The organism is Pelorhabdus sp. sgz311001, assembly GCF_055901755.1.
In genome coordinates this window covers 146,530-168,619 of sequence record NZ_JBVXUT010000002.1, presented here as the reverse complement: position 1 = coordinate 168,619, position 22,090 = coordinate 146,530, and the positions used below count along the sequence as shown (strand labels likewise).

Annotated in this window: 16 protein-coding genes and 2 riboswitches; of the genes, 12 read left to right on the top strand and 4 right to left on the bottom strand. The window is 45.1% G+C overall.

The window, feature by feature from the left end:
* The first annotated feature begins 28 nt into the window (after nucleotides 1-28).
* On the top strand, nucleotides 29-2,692 hold the full coding sequence (locus AC0MXB_RS06830; protein WP_474038900.1) for a two-partner secretion domain-containing protein: 2,664 nt from the start codon (nucleotides 29-31) through the stop codon (nucleotides 2,690-2,692).
* A gap of 191 nt (nucleotides 2,693-2,883) precedes the next feature.
* On the opposite strand, the gene AC0MXB_RS06825 is transcribed toward AC0MXB_RS06830, so the two are convergent.
* From AC0MXB_RS06825 to AC0MXB_RS06815, 3 genes are read right to left on the bottom strand one after another with little or no spacing between them, the layout of a single operon-like run.
* Nucleotides 2,884-4,293 (bottom strand): vWA domain-containing protein, encoded by a 1,410-nt coding sequence (locus AC0MXB_RS06825; protein WP_474038899.1) that lies wholly within the window; start codon nucleotides 4,291-4,293, stop codon nucleotides 2,884-2,886.
* Nucleotides 4,294-4,298: 5 nt separating this feature from the next.
* Nucleotides 4,299-5,387: an AAA family ATPase gene (locus AC0MXB_RS06820; protein ID WP_474038898.1), complete on the bottom strand. Its 1,089-nt coding sequence runs from the start codon at nucleotides 5,385-5,387 to the stop codon at nucleotides 4,299-4,301.
* An 11-nt stretch (nucleotides 5,388-5,398) separates the two neighbouring features.
* Entirely contained in the window at nucleotides 5,399-6,202 is an 804-nt protein-coding gene (locus AC0MXB_RS06815) for a hypothetical protein (protein ID WP_474038897.1), read from the bottom strand.
* A 182-nt stretch (nucleotides 6,203-6,384) separates the two neighbouring features.
* Between AC0MXB_RS06815 and AC0MXB_RS06810 the strand changes: the two genes are divergently transcribed.
* The 4 genes from AC0MXB_RS06810 (at nucleotide 6,385) to AC0MXB_RS06795 (ending at nucleotide 11,516) form a co-directional block, all read left to right on the top strand.
* The gene (locus tag AC0MXB_RS06810; RefSeq protein WP_474038896.1) at nucleotides 6,385-8,586 is read left to right on the top strand and encodes an ATP-dependent helicase; all 2,202 of its coding nucleotides are present in this window, start codon (nucleotides 6,385-6,387) and stop codon (nucleotides 8,584-8,586) included.
* A gap of 168 nt (nucleotides 8,587-8,754) precedes the next feature.
* Nucleotides 8,755-8,832: riboswitch (glycine riboswitch) on the top strand.
* Nucleotides 8,833-8,835: 3 nt separating this feature from the next.
* Nucleotides 8,836-8,912, top strand: a riboswitch (glycine riboswitch).
* Nucleotides 8,913-9,032: 120 nt separating this feature from the next.
* The gene (locus AC0MXB_RS06805) at nucleotides 9,033-10,415 is read left to right on the top strand and encodes an amino acid permease (protein ID WP_474038895.1); all 1,383 of its coding nucleotides are present in this window, start codon (nucleotides 9,033-9,035) and stop codon (nucleotides 10,413-10,415) included.
* An 85-nt stretch (nucleotides 10,416-10,500) separates the two neighbouring features.
* Complete coding sequence (locus AC0MXB_RS06800) at nucleotides 10,501-11,010, top strand: ECF transporter S component (RefSeq protein ID WP_474038894.1); 510 nt, start codon at nucleotides 10,501-10,503, stop codon at nucleotides 11,008-11,010.
* 269 nt (nucleotides 11,011-11,279) lie between these two features.
* Complete coding sequence (locus AC0MXB_RS06795; protein ID WP_474038893.1) at nucleotides 11,280-11,516, top strand: (2Fe-2S)-binding protein; 237 nt, start codon at nucleotides 11,280-11,282, stop codon at nucleotides 11,514-11,516.
* On the opposite strand, the gene AC0MXB_RS06790 is transcribed toward AC0MXB_RS06795, so the two are convergent.
* Nucleotides 11,501-13,012 (bottom strand): dihydrolipoyl dehydrogenase family protein, encoded by a 1,512-nt coding sequence (locus tag AC0MXB_RS06790; RefSeq protein WP_474038892.1) that lies wholly within the window; start codon nucleotides 13,010-13,012, stop codon nucleotides 11,501-11,503. The two genes, AC0MXB_RS06795 and AC0MXB_RS06790, sit on opposite strands and share 16 nt — an antisense overlap.
* A 235-nt stretch (nucleotides 13,013-13,247) precedes the next feature.
* Between AC0MXB_RS06790 and fliD the strand changes: the two genes are divergently transcribed.
* The 7 genes from fliD to msrB all read left to right on the top strand — a co-directional run bounded on the left by fliD (nucleotide 13,248) and on the right by msrB (nucleotide 22,066).
* Nucleotides 13,248-14,525 (top strand): flagellar filament capping protein FliD, encoded by a 1,278-nt coding sequence (gene fliD, locus AC0MXB_RS06785; protein ID WP_474038891.1) that lies wholly within the window; start codon nucleotides 13,248-13,250, stop codon nucleotides 14,523-14,525.
* Between the two features lie 139 nt (nucleotides 14,526-14,664).
* A complete protein-coding gene (locus tag AC0MXB_RS06780; protein ID WP_474039297.1) occupies nucleotides 14,665-16,668 on the top strand; it encodes a SpoIIE family protein phosphatase in 2,004 nt (667 codons plus the stop codon).
* A gap of 134 nt (nucleotides 16,669-16,802) precedes the next feature.
* Entirely contained in the window at nucleotides 16,803-17,861 is a 1,059-nt protein-coding gene (locus tag AC0MXB_RS06775; RefSeq protein WP_474038890.1) for a mechanosensitive ion channel family protein, read from the top strand.
* On the top strand, nucleotides 17,854-19,653 hold the full coding sequence (locus AC0MXB_RS06770) for a glycoside hydrolase family 3 protein (RefSeq protein WP_474038889.1): 1,800 nt from the start codon (nucleotides 17,854-17,856) through the stop codon (nucleotides 19,651-19,653). The genes AC0MXB_RS06775 and AC0MXB_RS06770 overlap by 8 nt, the downstream gene beginning before the upstream one ends.
* Before the next feature lie 86 nt (nucleotides 19,654-19,739).
* On the top strand, nucleotides 19,740-20,072 hold the full coding sequence (locus AC0MXB_RS06765; protein ID WP_474038888.1) for a hypothetical protein: 333 nt from the start codon (nucleotides 19,740-19,742) through the stop codon (nucleotides 20,070-20,072).
* Nucleotides 20,073-20,230: 158 nt separating this feature from the next.
* Complete coding sequence (locus tag AC0MXB_RS06760) at nucleotides 20,231-21,520, top strand: aspartate aminotransferase type Ic (protein ID WP_474038887.1); 1,290 nt, start codon at nucleotides 20,231-20,233, stop codon at nucleotides 21,518-21,520.
* 75 nt (nucleotides 21,521-21,595) lie between these two features.
* Nucleotides 21,596-22,066: a peptide-methionine (R)-S-oxide reductase MsrB gene (msrB, locus tag AC0MXB_RS06755; RefSeq protein ID WP_474038886.1), complete on the top strand. Its 471-nt coding sequence runs from the start codon at nucleotides 21,596-21,598 to the stop codon at nucleotides 22,064-22,066.
* The last annotated feature ends 24 nt before the right edge of the window (nucleotides 22,067-22,090 follow it).

Sequence of the window (22,090 nt, the reverse complement as noted above, 5' to 3'; positions counted from 1 at the left end):
GTCGATTAAATGAATGGGGGAATAGATCGTGTCAAGAAAGTGGAAACGGAAATGGCAAAAATGTGCTAGGCTGGCAGCGCCGGTCGTGGCTGGGAGCTTACTGTGGTTTAGTGTATCGGCCCATGCTAATCCGAGCGGTGCAATTATAGCGAGCGGCACCGTCCAGATTGTGAACCAAGGCCCAGTGATGACAGTGAATCAGCAAAGCAGCAAAACTGTTGTGAATTGGCAGAGTTTTAATATTGGTAAGGGAGAGACCGTGCGATTTGTCCAGCCGTCGCTGGCGTCAGTCGCTTTAAATCGGATTGTAGGGAGCGAGGCATCGAGCATCTATGGCAGCTTAAGCGCCAATGGCAAGGTTTTTCTTGTCAATCCTAACGGCATCTATTTTCGCCCTGGTTCCCAAGTAAATGTAGGCGGTCTCGTAGCATCCACATTAGCCATTAGTGATCAGGATTTTTTGAGTGGAAAGTATGTGTTTAGCAAACAAAACAATTTAGGATTTGGCAGTACTAGCGCCAGTGTTGTGAATGAAGGAATGATCCAAGCTCAAAAAGAGGCAATGCTTCTTGGTTCGACAGTAGGAAATGAAGGATTGATCGCAGCGAAAGTGGTAGGTCTTGGCGCAGGCGGTCAAGTGAGCTTGTCTTTTAGCGGCGATGATCTTATTAGTTTAACAGTGGATACAAAGGCGGCTGACGCCAAGGTTACGAATCGCGGTACGATTACAGCGGATGGCGGCTTGGTCGTCATGAGCGCGGGAACGAAGGATGCGCTGCTACATACGGTAGTGAATAACAGCGGTGTGGTACGAGCGAAAAGTGTAAGTGAAAAGCAAGGAACGATCTATTTTTCCAGTGATGAAGTGATAAATAGCGGCACCATTGCAGCTATAGGCGAGAAAACGAGCGAAACAGGCGGTAAGATAACGCTGGAAGGCAGTACGATTCGACTGGAAAATGAGTCGGTAGTGGATGTAAGCGGTCAGGCTGGCGGTGGTAGCGCCGTTATTGGCAATTGGCAGGCAGAAGGAGTAACCGCAAAAGAAACGAGTCTGATTCGCGCTGACGCTTTAAGAGAAGGAAATGGGGGCAGCGTCAGCCTGATTGGTAAGAAAGCCATCGCGGGAGGAACGATCAGCGTGGTGGGGCAAGGCAGCGGTAACGGCGGTGTGGTAGAAACATCAGGAGAGAAACTTGATATTTCCGGCGGGAAGGTCTTGGTAGCAGGGGGCAGGCAAGGACAAGGCGGTAGCTGGCTGTTAGATCCTTATGACATGACGATTGATGCGAGCGGCGCTAATGCGATTAGTAGCGCTTTAAATAGCGGCGGGAATGTGAAAGTGCAGACCCAGACAGCAAGCGCTGGGGCGACAGGGATTGGCACAGCGCTAGGCGGTAGTGCGAATCCAAACGGGAATGGCGATATCAACGTCAATTCAGCGATTAGTTGGAGCGGAAACGGCGGAAGATTAACGCTGGATGCTTATCGAAGTATAAATGTAAATGCTAGTATAACGGCGTCAGGGGCGAATGCTGGCGTGAACTTGATTACGAATGATACAACAGGAACGGGGAAGAGTGAGAAAGGTAGCGGAAATTTAACCTTTAATAATGCTTCGCTGACTCTGAGTGGCGCGAATCCCAATCTTACGATAAATGGGAATCGGTATACAGTCGTTAATACGTTACGAGATATTGGTTCAATCGGCTATTATGCGTTGGGTACAGATATAAATGATAGCGGCAGAGGCGGCGTCGTACAACAGAGATTTAATGGTGTCTTGGAAGGGCTGGGTCATACTATTTCGAATTTGACAATTTCGGCTACAAGGCATTATGGTAGCGCTCTTTTTGGCTTGATTGAGGACTCCGCTACTGTGAGCAACTTGGTAGTAAATAATGCCATGGTAACAGGGGAAGATTATGCCTCTGGCGTTGGGGTTATCGCTAGGACGAACCTAGGGACGCTGTACCATGTCGGCGTGAACGGCGGGCGCGTAAGTGGTTATATGACGGTAGGTGGTCTAGTCGGCGAGAATGGTGGCAATATCAATGCAAGCTATTACAGCGGGAGTGTAAACGGTGGTGATAGGGTAGGTGGTCTAGTCGGCGAGAATGGTGGCAATATCAATGGCAGCTATAACAGCGGGAGTGTGAAAGGGGAGACTGGTGTAGGTGGTCTAGTCGGCGAGAATCATGGCAATATCAGTGCAAGTTATAACAGCGCAAATGTGAGTGGCGCTACTCATGTAGGTGGAATAGTTGGTGATAATTGGGAGAAAAATAATATTAGCAGGAGCGATAATAAAGGGAGCGTGAATGGGGAAAATTATGTGGGCGGCCTGGCTGGCGAGAATTGGGGCAATATTGGCGGAAGTAATAATAGCGGGAATGTGACTGGCAAGAGGTATGTAGGCGGCTTAGTTGGCTGGAATTATGGTAATATCCAGCAAAGTAATAACAGCGGGAATGTAACTGGCGAGAGGAATGTAGGCGGTTTGGTTGGCTTCTCTTCCGAAGGAGATGGTGTTGTTACGGCAAGTAATAACAGCGGAAGAGTAACTGTCAATAGTAATCTAAATGACGATGACGATGATGGTCCGGTGGTCTGGTTAGAAAAGATGGAAGATAATCTGGATCGGATAGTTGGCTATACCGTTGTATTTGGTGATGATGCTATCTCTCAATGAGGGGCGTCTAGCTTGTATGCAGTGAGCTGTATTGGCGTGAGCCTGGCTGCAGTTGATTAAGGGCTTACAGTTAATAATAAAAAACTATAAAAGTATTGCAGAAAAATAGGTATACAAAGAAGGGGCGAACTTGCGATTAGCAGGTTCGTCCCTTAAAAGTTGTGTGTCAGAAGTTTTGCTTTTGGCATTGTTCATATATGATTTTTTTCCTGAGAATTCATGGAGTAGCCGTCGCGAAAAGCCACATCATTAGGATCGACGGTTGTATCCTTATTTTCGACTGGTTTAAGTTGCTTTACGGCGCCATAGGCTGTTTTCAGGGAAAGGCCTTTACTGTTACCAGATAGAATCCATAAAGTTTTATAGCTTTGGGGCTGAGTCTGTAGTGATGTTTCGCCTTGGCCGTCGGTGAAATAGATGAGTAAGTTGATTTTATGCTGGTTAGCATAATCAAACACCGGGGTAAAGCGAGTGGCGCCACGGATTTTTAACCGTTCCTTAAGATCTTTGGCTGTTTTTACCGGGTAGACGCGGCGAATTTCATCATCGCATTCTACCAAGGTAATTTCATGCTTGTAGTTTTTTACAATGGCAAAGACTTCTTTCATGGCTTGCTGAAATTCTTCGTCGCTAATACTGCCGCTTATATCAAGGGCTACGGCGATTTTGGCTTTGTAACTACGTAGTTCGCCGCGTAAGTCTAGGCGGTTTGGCTGGCGGCGGTTGCGGCGGGACGTCGTTTTCTGTCTCGTACTGGCAATCGTTCCCAAGCACTGCTTGAGGTACAAGTTCCAGGGAAGTTCGCCTTTACGGGCGGCGAGAGCCTCTAGCATACTGAGAATATAAGCAGGAGGCGTGCCTTTTTGAGCTTGAAGCGCCAATTTTTCGGTAAACTCTAAGAAGGTTTTCGCGTCAATCTCGCTGGATTCTTGCCAAAGATCATGGGTTCGCTGCGGTTCGTACTTTGTTTCTACAGCCTCATCAAGGCGGCTGTCATCGACGGCGCCTTTTTCGTCAGTCGCTAGTAAGTCAATAGCAGCCTGAATTTTTTCGGCGTAGTATTCAAAGGTTTCAAAGGGCAGCAGCTTCAAATTATAGTAGGCATTGACTGAGGCTAATGTTGTCGCATAAGGCGGCAGATAATCAAGATAGGTATTCACGACAATATCCATAGCAATATTTGTGGCGAGTGTGCCATATTGACTCGTAAGATTTCTAGCGCGTAACAAGTGGAGTGACAGAACATGAAGGATTTCGTGTTTGATCGTGCTCTCCATTTGTTTTTCCGTAAGTGTTAGAAAAATGACGGGATTAAAATATAAGACATAGCGCGGCGCTTGAAAATTGACGCCAGTGGGGCTAGTCATGTCAAACCGGAGGTCTCGTGACATTTGAAATAAAAAATAGCCATAGAAATTATCTTGATCGGCCATAAGGCCGAGATTCACTTGATCGATTAGTTGAAAAAAGCTTTCCTTAAAGGCGGCGGGAATCGGAACTTTACGCGAAGTATTTTGTTTGCTGGAACGGAGAAATTGAGAGATGATTTCCTTGGCTTCGTCATAGAGTGTTTGCTGGTGTTGTCCAAAGGGAGTATTCATCGTGATCACCTGCTTGAGCGGTAAGTTGCAAAATAAGCTTCGACGAAAGCATCGTCAGCAAGGGCTGCTGCGTAGGTTTTCTCATAATTTTGTTTCATATCTTTCATGAGTCCAATCATTAAGTCGGCTGGGCAGGCTTGTAAAAAGTCAATTAGACGGCTTACTAGCTCCGTGGCTGTCGTTGGCTCCTGCGTGATAGTTGTTTCTAGGTGTTTTAGGATGTTTTTTGCCGCGAGATAGAGCCTTGTATGGCTTTCAGCTTTAATTTTCTGGCGGGTAGCCTCTGATAAAGCTGTGCCCGCAAAGATGTCTTCATAAGTCAAGAGCGGCGCATAGTTTGACTCGACAAAGCTGACAAATTCTTCGGCAATAAGGCGGCCCACATTGCCGCGAATTACATTGAGAAAGACGGAGCGGGAAATCGCATCGGTTTTTTCTTGATAAATTTTATAAATATGCGAAATTCGTTCATAACTGCGCGGCGTGGCCTGTAGATCGGCTTCGTTATTTTTATGGAGGTACTCCGGAAAGGTCGCAATAAATTCGATGACTTTGGCTTCCAGACCAGCTTCTGTCGCCCAAGCGAGCCACTGGTGGTAATCTGGTTCCATGTAGAGCCAAACGAAGCGGTTTTCCTGGGCGGTATCCATATCGACGACCTGGTAGTCATAATCGGCGCCGTATTTCCCCGAGGGATTCATGGCTGCCAGGATCTTTACGGTTAGCGGCAAGGTGAAGCCGTTAATTTCCCGGTTTAAGATCAAATTCATTAGTTCCTGCTGCACCGCATGTTCACAGCGATTGATTTCATCAATAAATAACAGCACGGTTTTCCCTTGCGCAGCAGCTTCTTCTAATTCTTTAAGTTTATGATGCACGGCATAGACCGTTGTATTGTCTTTTACGGTAGGCAAGCCGCCAATTTCGCCTTCTTTTAAGAGGTTGGCGTCAATGGTAATGAGACTCCAGTTTTTTTGACGGGCTAGTTCTTTTGCTAAATCGGTTTTGCCAATGCCGCTTTCGCCGACAATGAGGGGGACGGCTTCGGTGGCGAGCACTAAATCAGCGCTTGTTAAGGTATCAATAAAATTCACGGGGGTTCCTCCTAAAGTAACTTGAGCTGTTCATCGACAGCAATTCGTTTCGCGGTGCAACTGCCGTACTGATCAATCAGTAGGAGTCGGTCGATAGCCATAATGGGGCTTAGCTTGTCAATGGTGGTATAAGTTAAAAAATCGCGTACATACTTTTCAGCAATATCTGGTTTGGCAAGCTGGGTTTGTAGGACTTGCCGTAATTCTTCTACAGAGATTTCCTTCATAACATATTTAATGACGAGAAAATTCATCGCGAGAAATTTTAGAATTTTGGGCTTCGTTAGATCATTGATTAATTGAATGGCTCGTTCATTTTGACTCACTGCCAGGCGCTCGGCATCCGGTGTAGGAGCTTTGATATAGCGCAGCGCTTCGTAGCTATGCGTTATTGCTGCCAGTTGGACTTGTTTAGTCGGTTCTTTCAGAAATTTGATCGCATCATAATTTTTGTTTACTGCCAATAGTTGCAATGCTTCGCTAGGATTTTTGATATATTTAATAGCCCAGCCGGATTGGTTGATGGCCTGTTCGATGATTTTTTCCGGGGGATTGTTCAGATATTCCAAGTTGGTCCAACTGGCTGTAATGGCTTTTTGCATCATTGCTTCAGTGGGAGTTTCAATGAATTCGATAGCGCGGCTGTTGTTTTCCAGTGCGGTTTGTTCCATTTCGCTGGTTGGATTTTTAATATGTTTTAGCATGAGGCCGTTTCTTTTGACAGCAAGCAGCTTCATTTCATCAGTGGGATTCTTGATCGAGGTGAGTGTATAGGGATTTTGCCGGATTAATTCCAGAAAGGTTGTATTTTCCATAGACCGATTTTCCTTTAGTCCGTATTTTTGTTATTATAATTATTACTTACGATTTTCTATCAGAGCTAAATCAGATTTATTATATCACTCGCGACTAGCAGGGTCTATTATATAATAAAAAGACGATTTCGCAGCGATGCTAGTACCATCTGTTGCACTGGGCGATGAGAAAGGGTTTTTACATGATGGTTACAGAACAAAGTTTTTGGGAACAATTGGAGAAACGTGGTGTAGTGCTTAACCAAGTACAGCGTGACGCAGTGTTGCATAATCAAGGCGCGCTGCTGCTGCTCGCATCGCCAGGCTCGGGAAAAACAACAACGCTCATTGCGAAAATAGGCTATTTGATTGCTGTACAAGGCGTTGCTTCGCGGCGGATTAAAGCGGTCACCTTTAGTCGGGCTGCTGCGGCAGAAATGAACGGGCGGTTTCAAGCTTTATTTCCGCAATTGGAGTCTATTGAGTTTTCGACGATACACAGTCTGGCCTTTCGGATTGTGCGAGACTATTTTCGTCAGCGCCAGGTGACGTATCAGTTGATTGAAGGACAAGCGGAGCTGAATAAGGGGCAGATTTTACGGGATATTTTTAAAAGCCTTACGAAGGAAACGATGACGGAAGATCAGATGGATGAGCTGACCACCTATATTAGTTTTATCAAGAACAAGCTTATTCCCCGGGAAAAGTGGGCGGAAGTGGATTGCAGCGTGAAAGGGGCGGCAAAAATTTTAGAAGCTTATGAAGCCTTTAAGACAGCGGGCGAGACACTGTTACTTGATTATGATGATATGCTGCTCTATGCTTATAAGGCTCTGAACTCCGAAGCGGACTTGCTGAAAAGATACCAACAGTATTATGACTATATTTTAACAGACGAAAGCCAGGATACGTCGCTGGTACAGCATTTTATCCTGGAAAAGCTCGTCAAAGCTCATGGCAATCTTTGCGTGGTCGCTGACGATGATCAGTCGATTTATAGTTGGCGCGGCGCTGAACCGGATTATTTACTGCACTTTCGCGAGGTTTATCCAGCGGCGCAGCTGTTGTATATGGAGCAAAATTATCGTTCTTCCCGCAATATAGTGATTGCCGCCAATCGGTTTATTCAGCGTAATGCCCAGCGGTATCCGAAGCAGATGTTTACGGAAAATCCTTATGGGGCGCCCATTGACATTCGTTGTCTCAGTGATTATAAACAGCAGGCTAAGTATTTGATTGAGGCGATTCGACAGGCGGTCGCGAAAGACAGTATTGCTATTTTATATCGCAATAGCTCATCGGCGATTATCCTTGTGAATGAATTGGAGCGAGCCGGTCTTTCTTTTGCCATGCAAGATGAGGACAAGCGCTTTTTCTCTCACTGGGTCGTGGCTGATATTTTAAACTTTATGCGACTCAGTTACTCTGATAAACGAATTGATATTTTTGAAAAGATCTTTGCGAAGATGAACGGCTATATTACGAAGCAGCAGCTGGAAGCCGTAAAAGAATTGGGAAATCACGAGTCGGTATTTCAGAATTTACTCCGTCATGTGCCGCTGCAGGACTATCAGTGGCCGCTTATTGAAAGTTGCCGGGACGTAATTATTTCTTTAAAAGAAAAAAAGCCTCTGGCAGCCATTGCGGCAATTCGCCATCAGCTTGGTTACGACAAGGCCTTAGATCGAATGTGTGACCGACTGGGGTTTCGCAAGGAATATCTCTTGGGCATTTTAAACACACTCGAGGAGATTGCATCAGGACTTGATAGTGTCGAAGCCTTTGCCAACCGCTTGAAACATCTAGAAACTGTGACTAAGCAGGCGAGACAGAAAAAAGATCATCAAGTGACTCTGTCGACCTTTCATAGCGCGAAAGGAATGGAGTTTGACAAGGTCTATATGATTGATTTAATTGAGGGAATTATTCCTGCCGCCAGCGATGTAATGGAGAAACAGCAAGGAAAGCCAGCTGCTATGGCCGAGGCGGTTCGTCTCTTTTATGTAGCTATGACGCGAGCTAGGCACCAACTTCAATTGATCACTTATGAGAAGCGGGATCAGGAAAAAGTCAGTGAGTCGCAGTTTGTTATGGCCATACGCCATATGGTAACGCCGCCCAAGGCGCCATCGCCGCAAGCGTTGCAGCCGAAGCGTCAGCCAGTGAGAAGTCCCTTTGCAAGCACGCGGCTAGTGCCAACTCAGCCAGCAAAAGTTTTATCGCCTACCGCCATTCGTAAGCGCGAGGGGCTGAAGGTAGGGGCTAGGGTCAGACATGCCCGGTTCGGTGAGGGCCAGATTACGGCGCTCAATGCGGTGAGTCTCGATATTAAGTTTGCCGACAAGGTGAAAACTTTAGCAGTTGCCGTGTGTTTAGAGGAAGGCTTTCTGGAGCCTGTTCGCTAAAGTAGCGATCAAAGATATTGGCTGGGACAGTAAGCTATTGGCTAACGCTAAGGATTTATTGTAGCTCATATACGCACAGAAAAGAAAAATGTTTGTTTAAGGTTGACAATTTCTATGAAGAGTGCTAAAGTATGTAACTGTACTATCAAAGTGAATACCGAACTTCGTATGAAGGTAACGGGAGAGAGATTAGCAATAATCCGCCGAAGATGTTATGCTTTCAGGCAAAAGAACCGTTACTGGACGAACCTCTGGAGAGCCTCAATTGAGCACCGAAGGAGCAAGCTGATACTAAATCAGTGAATCTCTCAGGTAAAAGGACAGAGCAGACAAAGCTATTTTCTTGCTGTTTTATTTTGAGGCCAAATTTTTATAATTTGGCCTCTTTCTGTTTTTCTCGAGGCTGGTATTTGGCACGTAGTAACAGAAGGGAAGGCGGGATACATATGTCAGAAGAACAAACTTTATCACGGGGGCTGAAAAATCGTCATGTTCAGCTGCTGGCCATTGGCGGGGCGATTGGAACAGGCTTGTTTCTCGGCTCAGGTCGTTCGATTCACTTAGCGGGGCCATCGATTTTATTTGCCTATATGATTACAGGCACGATCTGTTTTTTTGTAATGCGGGCGCTAGGCGAATTGCTACTGTCTAACAGCAAATATCATTCGTTTGTGGATTTTGTCCGCGACTATATGGGTAACGGCGCTGCCTTTATTACGGGTTGGACGTACTGGTTTTGTTGGATTTCCTTGGCGATGGCCGATGTGACGGCCGCGGGGCTGTATATTCAGTATTGGTTTCCCAATATCGCGCAATGGGTTCCCAGTCTCATGATTTTAGTTGTGCTACTGATTATGAATTTGACGGCGGTAAAGCATTTTGGTGAAATGGAATTTTGGTTTGCTTTGATTAAAGTTGTGGCGATTTTAGCACTTATTGTAATTGGTTCGTTTATGGTTATCAAAGGGTTTGCGACTGACGCTGGCCCGTCAAGCTTTGCTAATCTGTGGAGCTATGGCGGCTGGGTTCCTAATGGAATCAGCGGGTTCATTCTGTCTTTCCAAATGGTGGTATTTGCGTTTACGGGCATTGAATTAGTTGGTTTGACTGCAGGGGAAACGGAAAACCCCGAAAAGGTCATTCCGAAGGCCATTAATCATATTCCGCTCAGAATTATTGTATTTTACTTTGGCGCTCTCTTTGTCATTATGAGTATTTATCCCTGGACGGCGCTCAGTCCGGCAAAAAGTCCTTTCGTGCAGGTTTTCTCGGCGATCGGGATTACCGCGGCAGCAACGATTGTTAATTTTGTTGTGTTAACTTCGGCGGCATCGGCTTGCAATAGCGGTATCTTTAGTACGAGCCGCATGGTTTATGCTTTGGCACGAGAAAGTAATGCACCAGAATCGATGAAAAAATTAACCTCCAATCAAGTACCGGCGAATGCTACGCTCTTTTCGGCTTTCGTTATACTATTAGCCGTGATTCTGCAATATATTATGCCAGAAAGCGTCTTTGTCTTGATTACCAGTATTTCGACGTTCTGCTTCATTTTTATCTGGGCGATGATCACGATCTGTCATTTGAAATATCGTAAAACGCGACCAGAGCTTGCGGCAAAAAATAAATTTAAAATGCCACTGTACCCTGTGATTAATTATATTATTTTAGCTTTCTTTGCCTTTGTATTAGTCACCTTGGCATTAAATGAAGAAACACGCGTTGCTCTGTTTGTGACGCCAGTATGGTTTATTATGCTTGGCGTGATTTATAAAGCCGCGAAGAGCAGAACGAAAGAAGCCGAGGATGGAGAAAGCAGTTTAGCTTAATTTAGGGATTTGCCTATTGTGTAAAGTTGTTTCGTGTGATATGGTAGATAAATATTTTATTTTTCGATAAGGCAGGCATTTTAACATGAGACAATCTTCAAGGTATCAAACGAAACAATTAGTTATGGCAGCTTTAGGCATCGCTCTAGTGTTTATTTGCACTTCTTTTGTCAATATACGCTTGCCCATTGCGGCAAATGGCGGACTCATTCATTTAGGCAATGTACCGCTTTTTATTATGGCAATTCTTTACGGTCGCTGGTTCGGCGCTGTAGCTGGCGGCATTGGCATGGCTCTGTTTGATGTAGTTGGCGGCTGGTTTTTGTGGGCGCCTTTTACGCTCGTGATTGTCGGGCTTATGGGCTATGTTGTCGGGGCGATTTGTGAGCAACGGCAAAGTTTTTCCGCCTATGTGTTAGCGCTGCTAGCAGCCTGCCTGATTAAGGTGGTCGGCTATTATGGGGCGGAAGGTATTATTTACGGCAACTGGGTGGCGCCAATGCTGTCTGTTCCTGGCAATCTTGTACAGATCGGCGTAGCAGCAATTCTTGTGTTGCCGCTAGCTTCCAGGCTGAGAATGTATGTGAAGCGGTAAAAGAATTTTATCGGAAGAATCTGTTTCGCAAATCGCTATTTAGAAATAGTTGGTTTTGAAGTTTTACGACTGCCTTTTGGCAGTCTTTTTTTATTGACGAAGGTTTTATTAAAGGTATATTTAAAAGAGAAGTAGAAGATAATTATTATAAAGTAAAAATGATAATCATCAAGCGAAAGCGAACATTATTAACTGGAAATGATCATCACGAAGCTAGAACAATCATCACAAAAGGAAATCATTCAGGGAATACATGGGGGGATATTTTTATGGAAGAACAAGAATTACAACAGCAAGTACTCGATAAATTAACTAAGGTTTGTCTATGCAAAGGCATTAGTCGGGCGACGATGAAGAAGACTATTGCATCAGGAGCCGATTCGGTAGTCGCGGTGCAAAAAAAGACAGGCGCCGGGTCTGGCTCCTGTCATGGACGGCGTTGTACGCCTAAAATTGAAGCATTGCTAGAAGATCATTTGCTAAGCCGTGATCAGTCTGGGAAGTAGTATTGAATCCACATAATCACTTCTGACAACGAGGGATGCGGCGTCATTGTTTCACCGACACTTACAATGGAACGAGGATCAAGATTGCGAACTAGGCGGGAGCGTCTTAAGTTTTCCGTTGTAGGTGAAGCAATATGGTTGTGGACAGGCGTAAGGCGTGTTTCGCCAGCATTCATCAGATTGACGAAAGGTTGGAGCAAGATTGAGGCCTGCGGCCCGACAATATGAATACCTAAGATGTTTTTCGTTGCTTTCTCTACAATTACTTTTACGAAGCCGTCTTCTTCATCGCCAGGATTGAAGCCGAGAGCAAAGCCCTTGGCTGTAGCGGAATAATGGTGTTTAGCTGTGGTGATTTCATAGCCTTGTTTCAGTGCTTCTGCTTCGGTAAGTCCCACATGGGCAACCTGCGGGAAGGTGTAGGTGACGGCAGGGACAATGTCATAGCGGGCCCAGCGCCAGTCACTAGGATGATGGCCGCTAAAGAGGTTGTGAGCCAAAATATCTGCTTCATAGTTGGCTTTATGGCGAAAGGGCGCTTCGCCGTTGACATCACCTAACGCCCAAATTCCAGCGGCGCTTGTTTCGAGAAATTCATTGGTGACAATCCAGCCGCGATCATTCGTTTCTACGGCGGTATGTTCGAGCTGCAGTGTGTCCGCATTTGATTCAATTCCGGTGGAAAGCATGATTTCCTGCGCTGCGATTTCGCTGGTTTGGTTGGTGTCTTTGTCAAGGAGGCGAAGGGTTTTTTTATCTTCGCCTTGTTTTACTTGCAGGGGCTTGTGATTGACGAGGACTGTTATGCCTGCTTTTCGTAGACCCTGCAGTAAGTGAGCGGAAATTTCGCTATCTTCTCGCGGCAATAGGCGGACATTTTGCTGAACTACCGTTACTTTCGTGCCAGCAGCGGCAAATACGTGTGCGAATTCTGTGCCGATAGGTCCGCCGCCGATGATAATGAGATCTTTAAAGGGCTGAGCCGGATATTTTTCACCAAAGAAAGTTTCTGATGTGAGATAGCCTGTTGCTTCGAGACCTTCAATTGTGGGGATTTTCGTACGGGCGCCTACGGCGAGAATGATTTTGTCGGCGGTAAATTCCTCAGATAAGGCGCCATCAGGCAGGGTTACCTGTAAGGTTTTTTCGCCAGTGAAGTGACCGATTCCCCGATAAACATCTAGTTCTTCGATGGACTCATAGTAGGAACGTAGTTCATCACTCTCATTTATTTTTTGCCAGACCCGTTTGCTGACAAGTTCCCAATTCATCGAAGCTGGCGCTACATTGACGCCGATTTTCGGTAGTTCCTGAATTTCCCGAATATAATCTGCTGCAGTAACCATGACTTTCGTAGGAATGCAGCCTCGTGTTAGGCAGGTTCCGCCAAATTTCCCTTTTTCAATTTGGGCGCATTTTAAGCCTTGTTTTAAGGCGGCGTCTAAGACAATATTCGCCGCCCCTGTGCCAATTACGACAACATCGTATTTTTTCATGACTGTTTGCTCCTTTTGTAGAATAAAGGTGATCTTTTGCCAGAATCAAGAAGCTTTCTGATTTAGACTTTTACCAAGTAAATTCGCCTATTCATTAGCAATATCCTTGAAAAGTCTAGCTGTTTAAAGGTTTTTTTAAGAATCATTTAATCATCAGACTATTTTTTTCGATATAAAGAATGAGAGGTTTTTAGCTGGGAGAAAAGAAGTCGCAAAGCGAAAGGTGTGGCGTTTTATGGCGATACATATTAACAATTCCGTTAATTCATATTTGTTTACCAAGATTTTTTTGAATCAGAACAGTTCCAAGGTAGGTCAGAACGACTCCTTTTTGACAGATTACATGAATATTGCGGCAAATAACACGACATTTTCCATTAATTCAAATTTATCAGCTGCAAATTTTAAAGCGAAGCAGGAAGAGTATCAGAATCAGACAGCTGGTTTTAAGACGGCTGTTAGTAATTTGCAGACAAGATCGCAAACTTTAACGGGAACTGCGAGTGTATTGAATAAAAAGTATGTTTCAGACTCGACGGGGGCTGTTAGTGGTGAAGCTAAAACCGCAGCGAAACCAGCCACTTATGATGTAAGTGTAGAAAAAGTGGCCACAGCCCAGCAAAATCAAGGAAAAACTCTTACGTCTACTGGCTTGGGCGGTATTAGCGCTGGCGTCTATACGATGGGCCTTACTGTGGGGAGCGGTACAGAAAAGCAGATCACTGTTAATATTTCCGGTACGGATACAAATAAACAGGCTCTCACCAAGATTGCTGACGCGGTCAATCGTAGCGGCAGCAGCGTGAAAGCGGAAGTGAAGACAGTCAATGATAAAACATACTTGGCGATGGAAGGCCAAACTGGTGCGGCGTCGTCTTTTTCTGTCCGTGATATTTATGGTAGCCTTGCTAGTCAGACTAGTTTAACAAATCAAGTAAAACAGGCCCAAGATGCCTCATATACAGTGAATGGTGTTAGCCAAAAGTCAGCGTCTAATGCGATCAAGATTGACAATGGAAATGTGAACCTAACCCTAAAGAGCACTACAGTCGGTGCAGAAAAAGTGACTGTTGGACCTGATGCGAATAAGACCATTAGTGCCGTACGTGATTTAGCGGCAACATATAATGAGATTAACTATAATATCCAGAACTCTGAGAATGTGACAAAGCGTGGTGAAACGATGCTAAAGGGAATTCAAAGTCAGTTTGACGGAATTCGTCGCAGCCAATATGAGAAAATTGGCATTACCATGGACCGTAAGACTGGTAACCTTGCTGTTGATACGGAAACACTGACAAAGGCTTTGAAGACAGACGCTGCTAATGTAGATCGACTGATTTCTGGTCCTAACGGGTTAGCTACAACGGCGGGTAAGATTGCAAAAACAGCGCAAAGTACACCAACTTCCGCTTATTTCCAAGCGCCGACTATGAGTAATTACTTACAGACTAATAATAATACGAATTACTATAATTATTCACAGTCTTTATTTCTTGACATGATGTTGTAATCTATATCAGCCTGCACTTTGACGAATTCATTGCTGCAGGCTTTTTTACGGTTTGTGACAGACTTTTAATGGGAAGCGGGAAGTTCTTCAGCCGCTGGCGAAAGTAAACCAAGCAATAGGTGAGGTGTTTAGTTTGTTTGTGAAAAATGGCCTTAAACAAGGCCCATTTTGGCGTTCCACGTTTTTTATTGCCTGCCTTGCGGTTACTTTATGCCTTGTGGCTTTTTATTCGGCAGAAGGACTTTACCAACGAGATCTTGCCGCACAGATTGAAGAAACTCATACAGCCAACAAAAATGTAACGAGACTTGTAGAGGAAAATGTTCGGCTCATGTTATCGCAGGCTGATAATATTCTATTAGTCATGAAAATTGATATGGAAACGCACGGATTCTTAGAAGCGAAGCATGTAAGTCTCTTACAGAGCTCTTTAGAACTAGGTACGATTAATCAGATTGCTGTAGCTGATTCAGCTGGTAATCTGATTTTTAGCGCTGTGCCGTTGCAGGCTCCGTTAAATATTGCGCTGCGAGAGCATTTTCGGGCACAGGTTGATTATGATTCAGATAAACTTTACATTGCTGCTCCGTGGATCAACCGGGCTACGGGAACGCCATCTGTTTTTCTGAGTCGCCGTATCAATGATAGCCAAGGGAATTTTGCGGGGATTGTATCTGTGGGCTTAGATCAAAAATATTTCACGAGTGTGTTTAGTCAATTGGAGCTGGGCCGAGATAATAGTCTCGTTTTGCTGCGAACAGACGGACGACTGCTGGCACGTGTACCCAATAATCGCTCTTTAGAGGAGTTAGCTGGACTTTATTCTTCCCACATAGCTTTCAGCCGCATGAGCAAAGGGGAAAACTTTGGAACTTATGAAGCGGTTTCTATTGGCGATGGGATTGCTCGCTACGGCGCCTTTCGCGCTTTCAGCGATTATCCTTTGCTAGTTTTAGCGGGAACCTCGAAAGAAACGGTAATGCAGCCTTTACAGGAACTTCGCTTCCTCTATTTTTTGCGGGCTGGATTTTTTTCCTTACTCATTCTTGGCGCTTTCGTAGTTATTTGGCTGCAAATGCGGAAACAAGTTCACATGACGCGTGCGTTATCGCGAAGTCAAGGACGCTATCAAGCGTTGATGGCGCAAGCAGCTGAGGCTATTGCTGTGGCTGATTTTGCTACAGGAACGATTTTTGAAGTCAATGAAGCGTATTGTACTTTATTTGGTATAGAGACACTCAAAGAGAATCTATTTGAGTTTTGGAAAACCCAAGAAGGGGTAAGCGCTGCCGCCTATCAAAGTATGCTGCAAGAAGCTGGGTCACTGCCTATGGCCGTGTTTTATTTTAATAATCAGGCAGGGAAACATATTTGTGTACAGCGGGCTGCTTCGTTGATTCATTATGAAGAAGAAGCCTTGATTATCGTTCATTATCGTGACATTACGCTGGAACAAAAGCTCGCGAATCAAATCGAACAAGAAGTCAAGCTGGCGGGAGAAGCACAGCGGCGTATGCTGCCTGGCGATTATGCCGACAAATCGCTAGTTGTTCAAACCGTATATCAGCCAGTTCACTTCGTGAGCGGCGATTTTTTCAGCTATGCTTGGTCACGGGATCATAATAAATTTTATGGCTATGTACTTGATGTGGCGGGTCACGGTATGGCCACAGCTTTGCATACTTCTGCAATTACCAATCTGCTTGATCATCTGCTAGAAGAAATGCAGGGCTGGACGACAGAGACGATGGCACAATTTAATGAGCAGATGATCCGCTATTTTCAGGATGATTCTTTTTTGGCGATGATAGCCTTTGAATTTGATTTTTCCCAGCGCCAGCTTTGCTGTTTGGCTGGCGGTATGAATCATTTTATGCTTTGTCAGCAGAATCGGCCCCAAGTTCGGACTCTTCCCGGAAGCTATCTGGGGATTGGCCCTTCTGCCGAATTTGAAACACTAGTCCTTTCCTTTCAGCCAGGTGATGCTTTTTATTTTTTCAGTGATGGTTTATATGAACAGCTGCCTAAGGAATCATTGCCGGCATTCTGTGGCTTTTCGGAATCTGTGGCGAAGCTGAAATCGCTCGCGCTTCAGGAGAATATTCATGATGATTGTTCGGCTGTCTGCATCCAAATTCAATAGCGAAATATTTTAGAAGGCTGTTAGATAGTCCATTTACTAGAAAGTACCATTTGTTTAGGGCAGGGGATTCATCAGACTGTGACGAATTTTTCAGCGTTCCTGAATAAAGGTTTGTTAGTTCTTAAGGAGGTTCTATGCCCCAGATATTTAGTGATTTAGCGAATCAAATTGTAAACGGCGGCTTTAAAATCCATCTTGCCGCGTTTGCTGTCAGTTTATTTTGCGGTATTATTGTGATTCATTTTCTCTTTTACCGTGTACTGAAAGTGATTGCCCATAAAACTGATCTTTCTTATCCGCTCTTACGGCAAACTTTTCGTGGAATTCCTACTTTACTTGGTTCTTTAATTGGCCTGTACTTAGTAATGGAATTTTTGGCGATTCCCGAGCGGCCGCTATTATTTTTACAGCGGCTCTTTCACTCGCTGGTTATTTTAACGATTACTCTTGTAGTTGCAAGGCTGGCTTCTGGTTATCTCAAGCAGAAATTCAGCAAGACATCAGGTGCGTTTGCCTCTACGTCGATTTTGGCGACAACAATTGATCTAACTGTCTACACAATGGGAATTTTATTTTTATTGGAATCCTTTGGCGTGGCCATTTCTCCTTTATTGACGGCTTTAGGCGTCGGCGGTTTAGCTGTCGCTCTGGCCTTGCAGGATACTTTGGCGAATTTGTTTTCTGGTATTAATATTCTTGTTGCGAAGCAAATCAAAATCGGCGATTTTGTAAAATTGGCTACCGGCGAAGAAGGGCATGTTGTCGATATGAATTGGCGGAACACGACGATCAAGACTTCTACGGAAAATATGGTAGTGATACCCAATCAGAAAGTGGCCTCAGCAACGCTCACGAACTATGCGCAGCCTTTTGCGGAGTGTTCCATCGGCATACCCATTGGGGTAAGCTATGATAGTGATTTAGATCAGGTAGAAGCTGTGACACTTGCCGTGGCTCGCGAGGTTTTGCAGGAAACACCAGGGGCTGTAGCGGCTTCCGATCCAGTTCTTCGCTACACGCGCTTTGGTGAATCAAGTATTGATTTTAATGTGACTTTGCGCGTTCAGACCGTGACAGATCAGCATCTTGTGCGTCATAAATTTATCAAAAAAATTCATAGTCGCTATCGGCAGGAGGGCATTGTGATTCCTTTTCCAACTCGGACGGTTTATGCTGAAAAAGAGAATGTCTAGGCAAGCGAGACGGATGATGCGGTTGCTTTTGCTTTCATTACTATTTTGCCTGACTGCTTTTTCTGCTGCTGCGGCGCAGCCTGTTAGCAATGGATTCACTCCTGAAGTGATCCCTGATGCGATCGAGGAGCGTCTTAAAGCGATGAGTTTGGAAGAAAAAGTCGGACAGCTGTTCATAGCGGCCTTTCGGCAAGAAGAAAATCGACCGGTGCGAGCTGTGACGTCAAAGCTAAAGGCCTCTATCCAGCAGTATCATTTAGGCGGCGTTATTTTGTTTGCGGAAAACTTTCAGTCTGTCGATCAGACTGTAGCGCTGAACCAGGATCTTGCAGCTCTGGCCGGGCCAGTTCCTTTATGGATCGCTGTTGATCAGGAAGGCGGTCGCGTTAATCGATACTTCTTCGGTACGGCTCTGCCGGGAAATATGGCCGTCGGTGCGGGCGGTAACAACGAAGGCGCCTATCAAACGGGCTATATTCTGGGACAAGAAATGGCGGCGCTCGGGATCAACTTAGCGTTAGCGCCAGTACTTGATGTGAATAGTAACCAGGAAAATCCTGTCATTGGTGTTCGATCTTTTGGCGCAGATCCCATTGCCGTGTCTCGCTTAGGCAAAGCTTATATTACAGGACTTCATGATGGCGGCGTTTTGGCTGTTATGAAACATTTTCCCGGACATGGCGATACTTTTGTTGATTCCCATGTGGGGTTGCCGATTGTGAAGCGAGATAAAGAGGCTTTGGCGGCAATGGAATTGCGACCGTTTATTGATAATCTCGCTACTGCTGACATGGTTATGGTCGGACATATTGCTTTTCCGGCGCTCGATGCTACGAAAGTACTTTCGCAGGATACCGGCGAAGCGATTTATTTACCAGCTTCTCTGTCGCCGAAGGTTACGACAAAGCTGCTACGCGAAGAGTTAGGGTACGAAGGTGTTGTCATTACTGATGCATTGGAGATGAAAGCCATTGCGAAGCACTTTGGAGCAAAACAAGCGGCTCTGATGGCGTTGCAGGCAGGAGCGGATATTTTGCTAATGCCGGAAAATCTACCAGAAGCTTATGAAGCGGTTATGACGGCAGTACGAAGCGGTCGTATTGCCCCAGAGCGAGTTGATATGTCAGTTAGACGAATCTTATGTCTTAAAGCGAAACTTCTCCCAACAAATAAGTTTAGTCAAGATGGGGCCGAAAAAATGGTTGGCAATATAGTTGCTAAGGATACAGCCGCGCAAATTGCCGCAGCGGCAGTGACGCTTGTGAAAAATGAAGCTGGGGCAATGCCGTTGCAGCTGACTGGTCGTGAAAACATTGTGTTAGCTGCTCCCACGGCGGATACAATAAAGTTAATGCAAGATTTTGCGCAAACTCAATGTAAAGATTTAGGGTTCCAAGAGCTACAGTTCAGTCCGTTACTCTATCAAGACAACGGTTCCTTGACGCTAGCAGAAATGCAGACAGTGCAAGCCGCTGATATTGTCATCATGGCTTTACCGCGGGAAGAAGCAGGGGCTGCGGCTTTGGCGGCGTTTAGCCGCAAGCAGGGCAAACGAGTTATCGGAATTGCCATTGATACACCTTATAATATGATTGCGTTGCCTTATCTATCGGCCTATCTGGCTGTATATGGAAAGAATGCCAGTAATATGGAAGCTGGTATGGCTGCTGTATTTGGGCGGCTTTCACCAGCGGGACGTTTGCCTGTTCCTGTCTATGACGACGGCAAGCTTATCTTTCCTTTAGGATTTACTCTTGCAAAAAATTTAACAGCAGTAGCAGGAAAAGAGTAAGATTTTTCTAATTCTTATTATTATACGGTGCTGTTCATCGCTTCAACCGAGGAAAAGTTGGATCTTGTGGAGGAGGGGTAAGGACTATGAATGATCTAAGTCAAAAGCAGATTGCGTTATGCCGGGAGAATCGCCCCGTGGGTGTGGCGGAAAAAGAGCGGGAAGGCGTTTTTGTAAACGGTTTTATCTGCCAGAACTGCGGGCTTCATTTCAACTTATTTTCCTGGAAGGCCAATCGTCACCGCAGTGATAATACCTATTGTCCCGAATGTGGTCAAAAAGGAGCCTTTATTCATTATCGCAAGGCTCTCAGTACAAGTCGCGCCAGAGATAATAATTCTAAGGATGAAATTTTTCGCAATGTCCCTTTGCCTGGCAGTCAATTAATGAAAGATTCTATTGTCATTCCCAAAAATTAAAGAAGTTAACAGCCTGATTTGTGCCTATATGGCATGAATCAGGTTTTTTATTGACCTAAGTGATAAAACCTCATGTATCTTGCATACATAACTGGAAGGTATTGACTCGCCTGCGTGGGACTCCTACAATAAAAAAGACTGTAAAGGAGCGATCTACTATGAATATATTGGAAAGTATGACGAAAGAGGAATTAATTAAATATCAAAAATCATTGCAAGCAAGCTATGAAGCTGTGCAGGCCAAAAAATTGAAGCTGGATATGTCACGAGGTAAGCCTTGCAGTGAACAGCTCGCGCTTTCTTCGGAATTACTTACTTGTTTAGGCCCTTCTGACTACAAAGCGACGAATGGAACTGATTGTCGTAATTATGGCGGCGTTGACGGATTGCCTGAAGCGAAGGAACTGATGGCTTGGTTTCTTGATGCCCAGCCAGAGCAAGTCATCATTGGCGGCAATTCCAGTCTGACCATGATGTATGATTTGATGACTCGGGCGATGCTGAAACCGATTCCTGGCAGTGAAACTGCTTGGAGTAAATTGCCGCAAGTAAAATTTTTGTGTCCTAGCCCTGGCTATGATCGCCATTTTGGAATTTGCGAACACTTAGGCATTGAAATGATTCCTGTACCGTATTTAGCTGACGGTCCGGATATGGCAGAAGTCGAACGACTTGTTGCTTCTGACGATTCTATCAAAGGAATGTGGTGTGTGCCTAAGTATAGCAATCCGACGGGCGTAACCTATTCGGATGAAGTAGTACGGCGTTTGGCTGCTATGCCTACCAAAGCGCCTGACTTTAGACTTTTCTGGGATAATGCTTATACGGTGCATCATTTGACGGATCAGCCTAAGCCGTTGTTAAGTATTTTGGCAGCTTGCCGTGAAGCGGGGAATCCTGACCGCGTTTTTGCTTTTGCTTCGACCTCGAAAATCAGCTTTCCTGGAGCTGGGGTCGCCATGTTAGCGAGTAGTGAAAGAAATATTAGCTGGCTGAAAAAAGAGATTAATGTGCAGACAATCGGCCCTGATAAATTAAATCAGCTTCGCCATGTACGTTTATACAAAGACAGGGCGGGGATTGAAGCTCATATGAAGAACCATGCTGCTTTGATTAAGCCCAAATTTGATTTGGTGATTGAGTTGCTGGAACAAGAACTTGGTGGTAAGGGAATTGCTTCCTGGAGCAACCCGACTGGTGGCTATTTTATTAGTTTTGATGCGTTGCCAGGCTGTGCGAAGCAGATTGTGGCGAAAGCCGCTGAAGCTGGCGTTATTATGACTTCTGCTGGAGCAACCTATCCTTACGGCAAAGACCCAGAAGACAAAAATATTCGCATTGCGCCAACTTTCCCGCCGTTGGCGGAACTGGCTCAAGCCATGGAGCTCTTCGTTCTCTGTGTGAAACTGGTTAGCGCTGAGCAGGAGCTGGCAAAACGCGCGAATTAAGAGTAACAGAGGCGAATTAAGCGAAATAGAACGGACAAAATAGTAAAGGCATAGTGTTGGCGAAAGGGTGAGAGCATGAAACAAGATCGCGCTTCATTAAAGCAAGACCTAAAAGAGCGGCTAAGTCCGCTAGAATTTGCTGTAACTCAGGAAAGTCATACAGAACCGCCTTTTCAAAACAAGTACTGGAATCACCATGAGGCTGGCATTTACGTCGATATTGTCTCGGGGGAAGTTCTGTTTAGTTCTTTAGACAAATTTGATTCTGGCTGCGGGTGGCCCAGTTTTACGAAGCCGCTGGCAAAAGAAGTATTAGTCGAAACAGAAGATGTGAGTCATGGAATGTATCGCACGGAAGTAAGGAGTAAGGCAGCCGATTCCCATCTCGGCCATGTTTTTGCTGATGGTCCGGCGCCAACGGGTCTTCGTTACTGTATTAATTCGGCTGCATTGCGATTTATTCCTAAAGAAAAACTGCAAGAGGCCGGTTATGGTGAATATGAAAAAATATTTTTGCCGGACATAACGCAAAAAGCATCAAAGTGAGTGCATACAGGCAATTCTTTTAGT

What these genes read in the sequence shown, in the direction of transcription:
- AC0MXB_RS06815 (WP_474038897.1), bottom strand. Translation starts at nt 6,202, where the DNA reads ATGGAAAATACAACCTTTCTGGAATTAATCCGGCAAAATCCCTATACA.
- AC0MXB_RS06805 (WP_474038895.1), top strand. Translation starts at nt 9,033, where the DNA reads ATGTCAGAAGAACAAACTTTATCACGGGGGCTGAAAAATCGTCATGTT.
- AC0MXB_RS06800 (WP_474038894.1), top strand. Translation starts at nt 10,501, where the DNA reads ATGAGACAATCTTCAAGGTATCAAACGAAACAATTAGTTATGGCAGCT.
- AC0MXB_RS06770 (WP_474038889.1), top strand. Translation starts at nt 17,854, where the DNA reads ATGTCTAGGCAAGCGAGACGGATGATGCGGTTGCTTTTGCTTTCATTA.
- fliD (WP_474038891.1), top strand. Translation starts at nt 13,248, where the DNA reads ATGGCGATACATATTAACAATTCCGTTAATTCATATTTGTTTACCAAG.
- AC0MXB_RS06760 (WP_474038887.1), top strand. Translation starts at nt 20,231, where the DNA reads ATGAATATATTGGAAAGTATGACGAAAGAGGAATTAATTAAATATCAA.
- msrB (WP_474038886.1), top strand. Translation starts at nt 21,596, where the DNA reads ATGAAACAAGATCGCGCTTCATTAAAGCAAGACCTAAAAGAGCGGCTA.
- AC0MXB_RS06775 (WP_474038890.1), top strand. Translation starts at nt 16,803, where the DNA reads ATGCCCCAGATATTTAGTGATTTAGCGAATCAAATTGTAAACGGCGGC.
- AC0MXB_RS06825 (WP_474038899.1), bottom strand. Translation starts at nt 4,293, where the DNA reads ATGAATACTCCCTTTGGACAACACCAGCAAACACTCTATGACGAAGCC.
- AC0MXB_RS06795 (WP_474038893.1), top strand. Translation starts at nt 11,280, where the DNA reads ATGGAAGAACAAGAATTACAACAGCAAGTACTCGATAAATTAACTAAG.
- AC0MXB_RS06790 (WP_474038892.1), bottom strand. Translation starts at nt 13,012, where the DNA reads ATGAAAAAATACGATGTTGTCGTAATTGGCACAGGGGCGGCGAATATT.
- AC0MXB_RS06810 (WP_474038896.1), top strand. Translation starts at nt 6,385, where the DNA reads ATGATGGTTACAGAACAAAGTTTTTGGGAACAATTGGAGAAACGTGGT.
- AC0MXB_RS06765 (WP_474038888.1), top strand. Translation starts at nt 19,740, where the DNA reads ATGAATGATCTAAGTCAAAAGCAGATTGCGTTATGCCGGGAGAATCGC.